Here is a 12,556-nt window from a genome sequence, read left to right as displayed (position 1 = left end):
CAATGGATTTTTTATGATACCTATTTTTATTAATAATTTTTTTATAAAAACTTATTGACTTTTACTAGCTGGTCTAATTTTAGAATCAATATTATTATAATACTTTATGGTTAATATTTATAGATAGACAACTTGAAAGGTTAAAATAACTAATACCAAATTCATCCTGTTAAACTGGAGTTTGTAAATCAGAGTAGAGAGTAGGGAGTACAGAGTAGAGTGAATGTAGATTTACCTTTCGTTTCACTTAGGTAAACCTTAAAACTTAATAGTGTCAGCTGCGCTGAACATTATGTTTTACGCCATGCGCGAGCATTAAGTTTTCAGATTTTTCGCAGCGTTAGCAGAGAAAAATCATCCTTCACTGTACTCTGTACTCCGTACTCTGTTCTCTGTTACAAATTTTGATTTGTTAGGATAAACTTGGAATTTATTATTTTAAAGCTCCAAGTTACTCATCTATAATATACGTTTATCTTGTAGCCATTTCTCTTATTGCCATTTTATCTACCATCTTGTCAATTTCCTTAAACGCCCTATCTACTGCCTCACTCTTTCCAACGGATGGCATATCAACACCTTCCACTAAAAGTTTTTCAAATTTATCTATGCCTACAAATTTAAAAATATCATGAAGGTAATTAACTCCGTGATCTATTTTCCATGACATTATTCTAGGATATACTCCACCTGAAGACTGAATATAAAGCATTTTTCTTTCTTTATCGTCTAACAAGCCCTTAACTTCTTCTGAAGTAACCTTAATTACTTTATTGTCTTGCATTATGCAATCAATATACATTTTTAATCTTGCTGGAAAAAGAGAACTCCACATAGGTGCAGCAATAATATACACATCGGCGCTTATAAATTGATTGCAAAGTTGATTTATCCTGTCTACAGCTTTCTTATCCTCCTCTGAAAGAGCATCATAATCACTTCCAGAAACAATTTCACCTCTTTTTTTTAAATACCTATAATTAAGTTCTGGTATGTATTCATTACATATATCCAGTTCTTCGACCTCATATTCTGGATACTTTCTAATAAATGTTTTTATAAATTGCCTTCCTACAAATTTACTTGTTGACATTTCTTCTGGTTTTGTATTTACAGGTATATATAATAATTTTTTCATTAAAAACACCTCCATATGAGATATTTTTTCTTATAAATTTAAAATTATTCTCTCTTCATCCTCATAGGTTAATTAATTTCTTTGAGAGACTCTCATTAAATAAAAAATCATTTTTGTAAAAAAACTTGGATTTCTTTTACTTGACGCCGTAACCATCTTGGTAACTTTTACTCCAATTTTACGCAATTGACTTTTAATTTTCCTTTTTTTCTCTAACTTAACATCTTCCCAACTCATAGCTCCAACATTAACTCCATAGGAATATACTTTATTAATTCCCATATAAACTAAATTTTTTTTCATAGCTTTATTTGTATCTCTCGTGCCAGCCCCTGCCGCTGTAGATACAACCACTGCTACCTTATGAAACATTTGTTGATTAGGCCTATGAGGTATCCATCTGTATGCTAAATGATCTAAAAATGCTTTCATTTGCCCACTCATATTACACACATAAACTGGGGATGCCAATATAATTAAATCTGATTTATCTAGAAATTCTGTAATTGGATGCATTTCCTTATAATGCTGGCAAGTCTCTTCACCATTTAAGAAACAAGAAAAACAACTATTACAAAAATGAGGCATGTCCTTTGGCAGAAAGAATTCTGTTATATTAATATCTTCACTTTTCAAGCTTTCAAGCAAAACTTTTACACAATTATAAGTACTTCCTTTGTGCATAGTACCATAAATGACAGTTACTCTCATACTCTATACTCCTTTTTACTTAAATCAATCTTAATATTATTCTTACTTTGATAAAATTATTACCTTTAATTTCAATCTATTTCTTAGGCTGCATTTAGAAAATGTTGATATAAAAATAGCTGCTTCAAATATAAAGCAGCTATTTTTGTAATTATAAGGGATATATAACATTTAATTATTGAATTCTAAGCTCCATATTATTATGAGAGCTAATTTATTGTTCATGAATCATATGGGCTTCGCCCAAACCTCCATATTATTATGAGAACTAATTTATTGTTCATGAATCATATGGGCTTCGCCCAAACCTCCATATTATTATGAGAGCTAATTTATTGTTCATGAATCATATGGGCTTCGCCCAAACCTCCATATGTTTACTTTTGTACATAAGCTTTTGTGAAGTATAGAACATCCATTGGAGTTCTGTATGTGCCTTTTACATAACTCTTGATACAAGAAACAACATTATATTCATATAAAGGTACAACTGGCATGTCATTCATTAGAATATCTTCTGCCTGATGCATTTCATCAAATCTCTTCGTAGTATCTGTTTCAGCTTTAGCTTTTGCTATGAGTTTATCGTATGCTGGGTTGCTGTAGCCTGTAACATTGTTTCCACTACTAGTTACCCACATATCCAAGAAAGTCATTGGATCAGCATAGTCTGCAGACCATCCATTTCTTGATATACCAGCATATGTGCGTTTAGTTGTTTCATCAAGCTGAATTTTTCTCTCAACAGCTCTAAGTGTTACATTTATATTTAAGTTTTTCTTAAGCATTGCTTGAATAGCTTGAGCAATATCTGGATTATTTCCATCAGAATTGTACATTAACTCAATAGTAGGAAATCCCTTACCATCTGGATATCCTGCCTGTGATAACAATTGCTTAGCCTGTGATACATCTCCCTTTGCTTGGAAGTATTCTTTTTGTTTAAAATCTTTTCCATCAGATCCAACCATACCACTAGGTACAAAGCTTGTTGATGGAATTTGACCACCTTTTACTACATTTTTAACTAAAGAATTTCTATCGATTGCTAAAGAAATTGCTTTTCTAACATTAACATTATCCATTGCTTTAGCAACTGCTGGATCAAGCTTAGCCTTTGGATCTAAGTTAAATCCGTAATAATAAGTTCCTATATTAGGGTAAGTTTTTGCTTTCCCTTGTTTTAAAAGAGTAGGAGTTTGTTCTGCTGGTGGTGTATCAATTATATCAACTTGTCCTGATTCAAAAGCTGACATGTAGCTTGTGGCATCATTTAAAACCGTATAAGTTAATTTATCGAGCTTAACAACAGATTTATTCCAATAATATGGATTTTTAACAAATTCCAATTTACTGTTTTGCTTCCAAGTCTGCAACTTAAAGGCTCCGTCTGAAACATAAGTTGATGCTTTCAATGCCCAACCATTTGCATTTTTACTTACAATGTCTTGTCTCAATGGCATATAAGTCTGGAATGCTAATAGCGATAAGAAGTATGGTGTTGGATTTTCAAGTTGAACATCAAGAGTATAATCATCTGTTGCTTTTACCCCAACTTGATCAGCTGAAACCTTATTACCATTATATGCTTCACCATTTTTTAAATAATAAAGTTGATATGCGTAATCAGATGCTGTTTCTGGAGCTAACGCTCTCTTCCATGCATATTCAAAATCCTTTGCAGTTACAACTTTTCCATCTGACCATTTAGCATTTTTTCTTAAATGAAAAACGTAATGTTTTCCACCGTCAGATTCATCCCAACTCTTTGCAATTCCTGGATGTGGTTGATTATTTGCATCAACCTCTGTAAGACCTTCGAAGGCATTGGCTATTACTATTCCACCTTCAACAGAACTATTCAAGCCTGGATCTATTGTTTTAGGATTTGCTCCTAAATTATATGTTATGGCTTGTTGAGTATTCTTTGTTGTTGACTGACTCCCACATCCACTTAACAATGATCCTATTACTAAAGTAGACGTAATTAAAGCGACAATTTTTGATTTTCTACCTTTTAACATTTAATTTCCCCCTTAAATATATTTTAATTTAATATAAATTACAAGCAACTTTGTGTCCGCCACCTACATCTTTAAGCTCAAAATCACTTTCTGCACATTCTGGTTTAGCATATCTGCATCTACCTCTAAATCTACAGCCCTTTGGAGGATCTATTGGTGACGGTATTTCCCCCTTCAATATTATTCTTTTATTCTTTTCTGCCATATCTGGGTCTGGAACTGGTATCGCTGAAAGAAGAGCTTTTGTGTATGGGTGTAATGGATTTTTATAAAGCTCATTACTTTCTGCTATTTCAACTAATTTACCCAAATACATAACACCTATTTTATTTGATATATGCTTTACCATAGATAAATCATGTGCTATAAACAAATAAGTAAGTCCTAAATCCTGCTGAAGATCTTCAAGCATATTTACAACCTGTGCCTGTATTGATACGTCAAGTGCTGAAATAGGCTCATCGCAAACAATAAATTCTGGTTCAACTGCAAGTGCTCTCGCTATGCCAATTCTCTGCCTTTGTCCACCTGAAAACTCGTGAGGATATCTATTTGCATGGTCCGAATTTAATCCAACTCTGCTTAATAAATACTGAACTCTTTCTTTCTCTTCTTTCTTACTCATTAACTTATGAATTTCTATTGGCTCTCCTATTATGTCTCCAACTGTCATTCTTGAATTTAAAGAAGCATATGGATCTTGAAATATCATTTGAAGCTTTCTTCTGTATGGAAGCATTTCTTTATTTTTTAATTTTGCTATATCCTTGCCGTCATAGATAATTTGCCCACTTGTTGGTTCATAAAGCTTTAATATCGTTCTTCCAGTTGTAGTTTTCCCACAGCCTGATTCTCCAACAAGTCCTAAAGTTTCACCTTTTTTTATATCAAACGAAACATCATCTACTGCCTTTACATAGCTCTTTTTAACAGAAGTTATTCCTTTATTAATAACAAAAAACTTGGATAAATTTTTTATCTCAATAAGAGCATTACTTTTTTCCATTAACCTACACTCCTTTTAATATTTTGCTTAATCTCTGATGCATAAGGATGATTAAGCCAACAGCTAGAATAATGTCCTTCATTGATTTCATAATTTTCAGCTCTACCTTCAAAGCATACTTTCATAGCATAGTCACATCTTGCCGCAAACGGGCAACCTTTGGGAGGTGCTAATAAATCTGGCGGCGTTCCTTCAATTGGTTTAAGCCTTTCCTTTGTATCCAATTTTGGATTTGGTATACTCCTTAAAAGACCCCAAGTATATGGATGATTTGCATTATAAAAAATATCTCTCGAGGTTCCACTTTCAACCACAACTCCACCATACATAACATTTATTCGTGAGCATACATCTGCCACAACACCTAAGTCATGCGTTATAAGTATAATTGACATATTTAATTTTTGCTTCAAGTCTTTCATAAGCTCTAATATCTGAGCTTGAATTGTAACATCAAGGGCTGTAGTTGGTTCATCTGCAATTAACAGTTTAGGATCGCAAATAAGCGCCATAGCTATCATTACCCTCTGTCTCATTCCACCTGAAAATTCATGTGGATATTGTTTTATTCTCTTTTCCGGACTAGGTATACCAACTAAACCAAGCATTTCTATGATTTTTTTTCTAGCTTCACTTTTACTCATATTTTTATGCTTAATTAAAGGTTCACTTAATTGATCACCAATTGTAAGCACTGGATTTAAAGATGTCATTGGATCCTGAAATATCATTCCTATTTCATTCCCTCTTATTTTTTCCATCTCTTTTTCAGAAAGCTTGGTCAAATCTTTTCCTTCAAATAAGATTTCGCCTTTTTTTATAATACCGTTGCTGTCCAAAAGTCTCATAACTGTCATCATAGTTATACTTTTTCCACTTCCAGATTCACCAACGATCCCTATTGCTTCACCCTTATATAAATCAATAGTGACTCCCCTTACGGACTGTACCTCACCCATGTGAGTATTAAACGACGTATATATATTATTAATTTGAAGCAACTTCTCCATAAATAATCTACCTACCTTCTCATTTTTGGATCTAATGCATATGTTAGTCCATCTCCTAATAAGTTAAATGCAAGCATCGTTAAGCTTATTGCTAAAGCTGGAAATATCAATTGATATGGATACAATTGATATCCTCCCAAGGCATCAGATGCCAAACTTCCCCAAGATGCAAGCGGCGCTGCAATTCCAAGACCAATAAAACTTAAGAATGCCTCTTGAAATATTGCATCTGGCACCGAAAGTGTCAATGTAACAATTATTTGTCCTAAACAATTTGGTATAAGATGCTTCAAAATTATTCTCATGTTAGAAGCTCCTATTGTCTTTGCTGCAAGAACAAATTCCTGCTGCTTTAATGACATAATTTGCCCTCTAACAATTCTTGCCATAGTAACCCAAAATGAAATTGTAAGAGCGATTATTATACTAGTTAATCCTGGTTTTAAAACAACCATTATAAGTATAACGTATATAGTCATTGGTATAGCGTATATTGCTTCAACAATTCTCATCATAATATTGTCGACAATTCCACCAAAATATCCTGATATACCGCCATATATTACTCCTATAAAAATACTTAATATGCTTGCAACAAGCCCTATAGTGAGAGATATTCTAGCACCTTCAAGTACTCTTACAAATAAGTCTCTTCCAAATTTATCTGTACCAAACCAATGTGATGCACTTGGTGCAAGATTTGCAGCATTTAAATTTTGAGCCGTATAGTTATATCTTGACAACATTGGTCCAAATATTGCTGTTAACGCAATTAATATAATAAAGCCTAAACCAAGCATTGCTAATTTGTCTTTCATAATTCTTTTTCGTACATCCTGCCAATAGCTCAAACTTGGTCTTACTATCTCTTCGGAGCTTCTCTCCTCCTTATGTATAATTTGAAACATATCTCTAGAAACTTCCATACCGTATTTCCCCCTAACTATCTAGTTTTATTCTTGGATCTATAACAACATATAATAAATCCACTATTAAGTTTGCAATTATTAAAAAGCTGCAAAAAAATACAGTTACGCCCATAATTACCGTATAATCTCTATTAGATATACTTTGTACAAATTGTCTTCCAATTCCAGGAATTCCAAATACACTTTCAATTACAAAACTTCCAGTGAGAACACCTGCTGTAATTGGTCCTAAATATGTTACTACCGGAATTAATGAATTTCTAAGTACATGCTTCAAAACAATCTTATATTTTGATAATCCCTTGGCTTTTGCAACCTTTATATAATCTGTTCTTATTACCTCAACTATGCTAGAGCGTATTAACCTTGCAATAAAAGCCATGTAATATAATCCAAGTGCTACTGCTGGCATTATATAATTTAATGGGCTGTCCAATCCTACTGCTGGTAAAACATTAAACTTCACTGCAAAAATATATATCATAACCGGTGCTAATATCATGCTTGGAACGGCAACTCCAAAAGTAGATATAACCATACATATATTATCTAAAAGTTTTCCTTGTCTAAGAGCTGCAATTATTCCAAGAATCATCCCAAATAAAATTGCAAATATTATAGCACAAATTCCAACCTTTAAAGATGCTGGAAATAAATTTTTTATAATCTGGTTAACTGTCATTCCCTCTGTATACATTGAAAGACCTAAATCGCCATGAATTAAACCAGTCAAATATTTTTCGTATTGAGATCCTAGCGGCTTGTTCAATCCATATTTTTCATTTAAATTTTGCTGCACAGCTGGTGGTAACTTTTTATCTCCAGTAAACGGACCTCCTGGAATAGCATGCATTAAAAAAAAAGTTATTGTTATTACAAACCAAATCGTAATGATGCTTGAAATTAATCTTTTTAAAATATATTTAAGCATCTTCTCCCCCCTAAACATTTAATATTTATATTGCTTTTTCACATTAATATGAATATTGTTGATTTTTATTAATATCTTATGAATTTATAAATTTTGTTATCAGTTTATAAATTACTATTTATATTACTACTATTTTATATCTTTTTCAATATTTTTGAAAAATATTAATTTCGTTAAATTTAATTTTTTATTTTGCAAATATGATATTAATATTTATAAATTAAACATTCACTAAGTAAATTATTTTATTCATATTATCAAAATGTCTTATATTTAGTAATTTTATAGTGTAAAATAAAACTTTATCCAATTAAAGGTGTCATAGTAAAATAATAGTTAAACAAAATAACTTTAATTTAATTAAAATTAAAAATAATCAATGTTATTAAACAAAAAATCTTAATGTTTAAAATAAATGCTTATATAATAAAAATAGCTGCTTTATGTTTAAGCAGCTATTTTTATTGCTATATTACATCTAGTATTTAATAGTTATAATTCATGATCACATGGACTGCCGCCCAAAAAAAACCCAATATGCTTATTTCTGTACATAAGCTTTGGTGAAATAGAGAATATCCATTGGAGTTCTATATACACCTTTGACATAATCCTTCATAGCAGAAACAACATTGTATTCATATAAAGGTACAATTGGCATATCGTTCATTAAGATATCTTCTGCCCTATGCATTTCGTCAAATCTCTTTGTAGTATTTGTTTCAGTTTTAGCCTGGGCTATAAGTGTATCATATTCTTTATTACTGTATCCTGCAGTATTATTTCCACTACCAGTTACCCACATATCTAAGAATGTCATTGGATCAGCATAATCTGCACTCCAACCATTTCTCGCCATACCAGTATATGTGTGTTTAGTTGTTTCATCGAGTTGAACTTTTCTTTCAACAGCTCTAAGAGTGATATTGATATTTAAATTTTTCTTAAGCATATCTTGAATTGCCTCAGCAATACTTTTATGAAGATCACCAGTATTATATGTTAACTCAATAGTAGGGAACCCTTTACCATCTGTGTAACCAGCTTCTGATAATAACTTCTTAGCCTGTGTTGTATCTGCTTTTGTTGAGTAATAATCTTTTTGTTTAAAATCTTTTCCATTGCTTTCAACCATACCTCTAGGCACAAAGCTTGTTGATGGATATTGACCTGATTTTGTTACACTCTTAACTAAAGCTTCTCTATCAATTGCTAGTGAAATTGCCTTTCTAACTTTAGCATCATTCATTGCTTTAGCAACTGCTGGATCAAGTTTAGCTTTTGGATCTAAGTTAAAACTATAATAGTAAGTTCCTATATTAACATAAGTTTTTGCTTTTCCCTGCTTCAAAAGTGAAGGAGTTTGTTCTGTTGGTGGTGTATCAATTATATCAATTTGCCCTGATTGATATGCCGACATATAACTTGTCGCATCATCTAAAACTGTATAAGTTAACTTATCAAGTTTAATTTGAGATTTATTCCAATAATATGGATTTTTTACAAATTCTAATTTATCTTTTTGTTTCCAATTCTTCATCTTAAAAGCGCCATTAGAAACATATGTTGAACCATTTAATGCCCAATCCTTTGGATGTGCAGTTACAACATCTTTTCTTACTGGCATATAAGTTTGGAAAGCCAATAATGATAAGAAATATGGTGTTGAACTTTCAAGCTGAACATCAAGAGTATAATCATCTGTTGCCTTTACTCCAACTTGATCAGCTGAAACCTTACCTCCATTATATGCCTCACCATTTTTTAAATAATAAAGTTGATATGCATAATCAGATGCTGTTTCTGGCGCTAATGCTCTCTTCCATGCATACTCAAAATCCTTTGCAGTTACAGCTTTACCATCTGACCACTTTGCATCTTTTCTCAAGTGAAATACATAGTGTTTTCCATCTGATGATATATCCCAACTTTTTGCTACTCCTGGATATGCTTTATTATTTGCATCAACATCTGTAAGACCTTCAAAAGCATTGGCTATTACAGTTCCTCCTTCAACAGAACTATTTAATCCTGGATCTATTGTTTTAGGATTTGCACCTAAATTATACCTTATGATTTGTTCTGCACTTTTTGTGTTTGATTTACTTGCATTTCCACATCCAGCTAATAGTGAAGATACTAATAAAGTAGACATGGCAATAGCTATAATTCTTGATTTTTTACTTTTCAACATTTAATTGCCCCCTTATATTTTTTAATATATTGAAACTTACTATGTACGTAATCACTTAAAAACTGAAATCTGGAAACATAAATAGTTTGAGTTTCATCTATAGTGTTAACAACTCTAACCTCAATTTATACATTTCTTATAATATGTACTATGGATAAACAACTCAGAGTAGAGTGTTAGTGAAAAAAATCATCCTTCACTCTACTCTCTACTCTCTACTCTCTACTCTGTTACAAATTCTAATTTAATAGGATAAATTTGGTGCTTATAATTTCTATGTTTCAAGTTGTTCGTCCATATAGATAAACAAGCTGAAATATTTAAATTATCAATACCAAATTTATCCTTACAAACTGGAATTTAACTCAGAGGACAGAGTACAGTGAAGGATGATTTTTCTCCGCTGTCGCTACAAAAAATCTTAAACTTAATGCAAGCAAAGCGCTTAAAATATAGTGCTCAGTGTAGCTGACACTATTAAGTTCTAAGATTTACCTGAGAGAAACGAAAGGTAAATCCACCTTCACTGTACTCTGCACTTTGTACTCTGTGCTCTGAATCAACTTCCAGTTTATCAGGATAAATTTGGAGATTGCAATTTTAAAGTTTCAAGTTGTCTATCTATAATACAAATTACATGCAACCCTGTGACCGCCACCAACATCCTTAAGCTCCAAATCACCTTCCATGCATTCAGGTTTAGCATATTTGCATCTTCCACTAAATCTGCAGCCTTTTGGAGGATCTATTGGTGATGGTATTTCACCTTCTAACACTATTCTTTTATTCTTTTCTGCCATATCTGGATCTGGAATTGGTATAGCTGAAAGAAGTGCCTTAGTATATGGATGCAATGGATTTTTATAAAGCTCACTGCTCTCCCCTATTTCAACCAACTTTCCTAAATACATAACACCTATTTTATTTGATATATGTTTTACCATAGATAAATCATGTGCTATAAATAGGTAAGTAAGTCCCAAATCAGACTGTAAATCTTCAAGCATGTTTACAACCTGTGCTTGTATTGATACATCAAGTGCTGAAATAGGCTCATCGCATACAATAAATTCTGGTTCAACGGCGAGTGCTCTTGCTATACCAATTCTCTGCCTTTGTCCCCCTGAAAATTCATGAGGGTATCTATTTGCATGGTCTGGATTTAATCCAACTCTATTTAATAAGTATTGAACTCTTTCATGCTTTTCCTTCTTACCCATTAGCTTATGAATTTCTATTGGTTCCCCTATTATGTCTCCAACCGTCATTCTAGAATTTAAAGAAGCATACGGATCTTGAAATATCATTTGCATCTTTCTTCTATATGAAAGCATTTCCTTGTTTTTAAGCTTGGCTATATCTTTGCCATCATAGATAATTTGTCCACTTGTTGGTTCATAAAGCTTTAATATAGTTCTTCCTGTTGTAGTCTTTCCACATCCAGATTCGCCAACGAGTCCTAAAGTTTCACCCTTTTTTATATTAAAAGAAACATCATCTACTGCTTTTACATAGCTTTTTTTAGTTGAAAGAATACCTTTATTAATGCTAAAAAACTTAGTGAGATTTTTTATCTCAATAAGATTATTGCTTTTTTCCATTAGCCTTCACTCCTTTTAATATTACGTTCAACTTTTGGTGCATTAGGATGATTAAGCCAGCAGCTAGAATAATGTCCTTCATTAATTTTGTATTGTTCAGGCTTGTTCTCAAAACATATTTTCATAGCATAATCACATCTTGCCGCGAATGGACATCCTTTTGGAGGCGCTAATAAATCTGGCGGCGTTCCTTCAATTGGCTTAAGTCTTTCCTTTGTGTCCAATTTTGGATTTGGAATACTTCTTAAGAGGCCCCAAGTATATGGATGATTTGCATTATAGAAAATGTCCTTTGAGCTTCCACTTTCAACTACAACGCCACCATACATAACATTTATCCTCGAACATACATCTGCTACAACACCTAAGTCATGCGTTATAAGTATAATTGACATATTTAATTTTTCCTTAAGATCTTTCATAAGTTCCAATATCTGAGCCTGAATTGTAACATCAAGTGCTGTAGTTGGTTCATCTGCAATTAACAGTTTAGGACCACAAATAAGAGCCATAGCTATCATTACTCTCTGCCTCATTCCGCCAGAGAACTCATGTGGATATTGTTTTATTCTCTTTTCCGGACTAGGTATACCAACTAAACCAAGCATTTCTATAACTTTTTTTCTAGCTTCACTTTTATTCATCTTTTTATGCTTAATCAAAGATTCACTAAGCTGATCTCCAATTGTAAGCACTGGATTTAAAGAGGTCATAGGATCTTGAAATATCATTCCTATAGCATTTCCTCTAATTTTCTCCATATCCTTTTCTGAAAGCTTGGTTAAATCATTTCCCTCGAATAAAATTTCTCCCTCTTTTATTTCACCATTGCTGTCTAAAAGCTGCATAACTGTCATCATAGTTATACTTTTTCCACTTCCAGATTCACCAACGATTCCTATTGCTTCGCCTTTATATAAATCAATAGTAACTCCTCTTACAGATTGCACTTCACCCAAATGTGTATGAAACGATGTGTGTATATTATTAATTTGAAGTAGCTTTTCCATAC

The 12,556-nt window shown here is 32.4% G+C and carries 10 protein-coding genes; all 10 read right to left on the bottom strand.

Features of this window, described 5'->3' with window-relative positions; genetic code table 11:
* Positions 1-472: 472 nt before the first annotated feature.
* Positions 473-1,138, bottom strand: coding sequence for an FMN-dependent NADH-azoreductase (locus LQK79_RS13225; RefSeq protein WP_231016835.1), 666 nt, complete (start codon positions 1,136-1,138; stop codon positions 473-475).
* 72 nt (positions 1,139-1,210) lie between these two features.
* Complete coding sequence (locus LQK79_RS13220; protein ID WP_231016834.1) at positions 1,211-1,849, bottom strand: flavodoxin family protein; 639 nt, start codon at positions 1,847-1,849, stop codon at positions 1,211-1,213.
* 377 nt (positions 1,850-2,226) lie between these two features.
* Entirely contained in the window at positions 2,227-3,873 is a 1,647-nt protein-coding gene (locus LQK79_RS13215; protein ID WP_231016833.1) for a peptide ABC transporter substrate-binding protein, read from the bottom strand.
* Positions 3,874-3,901: 28 nt separating this feature from the next.
* Complete coding sequence (locus LQK79_RS13210; RefSeq protein WP_231016832.1) at positions 3,902-4,879, bottom strand: ABC transporter ATP-binding protein; 978 nt, start codon at positions 4,877-4,879, stop codon at positions 3,902-3,904.
* Entirely contained in the window at positions 4,879-5,889 is a 1,011-nt protein-coding gene (locus tag LQK79_RS13205) for an ABC transporter ATP-binding protein (RefSeq protein ID WP_231016831.1), read from the bottom strand. Before LQK79_RS13205 ends, LQK79_RS13210 begins: the two co-directional genes overlap by 1 nt.
* An 11-nt stretch (positions 5,890-5,900) precedes the next feature.
* The gene (locus LQK79_RS13200; protein WP_231016830.1) at positions 5,901-6,815 is read right to left on the bottom strand and encodes an ABC transporter permease; all 915 of its coding nucleotides are present in this window, start codon (positions 6,813-6,815) and stop codon (positions 5,901-5,903) included.
* 13 nt (positions 6,816-6,828) lie between these two features.
* The gene (locus LQK79_RS13195; RefSeq protein ID WP_231016829.1) at positions 6,829-7,749 is read right to left on the bottom strand and encodes an ABC transporter permease; all 921 of its coding nucleotides are present in this window, start codon (positions 7,747-7,749) and stop codon (positions 6,829-6,831) included.
* 541 nt (positions 7,750-8,290) lie between these two features.
* Complete coding sequence (locus LQK79_RS13190; RefSeq protein WP_231016828.1) at positions 8,291-9,943, bottom strand: peptide ABC transporter substrate-binding protein; 1,653 nt, start codon at positions 9,941-9,943, stop codon at positions 8,291-8,293.
* A 617-nt stretch (positions 9,944-10,560) separates the two neighbouring features.
* The gene (locus tag LQK79_RS13185; protein WP_231016827.1) at positions 10,561-11,544 is read right to left on the bottom strand and encodes an ABC transporter ATP-binding protein; all 984 of its coding nucleotides are present in this window, start codon (positions 11,542-11,544) and stop codon (positions 10,561-10,563) included.
* Positions 11,544-12,554 carry an ABC transporter ATP-binding protein gene (locus LQK79_RS13180; RefSeq protein WP_053243442.1) on the bottom strand — a complete coding sequence of 337 codons (1,011 nt, stop codon included), beginning with the start codon at positions 12,552-12,554 and terminating at the stop codon, positions 11,544-11,546. Before LQK79_RS13180 ends, LQK79_RS13185 begins: the two co-directional genes overlap by 1 nt.
* Between the last annotated feature and the right edge of the window lie 2 nt (positions 12,555-12,556).

Source organism: Clostridium guangxiense, from assembly GCF_021043395.1.
Classification (GTDB): domain Bacteria; phylum Bacillota; class Clostridia; order Clostridiales; family Clostridiaceae; genus Clostridium_S; species Clostridium_S guangxiense.
Note: the sequence above shows the minus strand (reverse complement) of the source record. Positions and strands in the feature narration are given on the sequence as shown.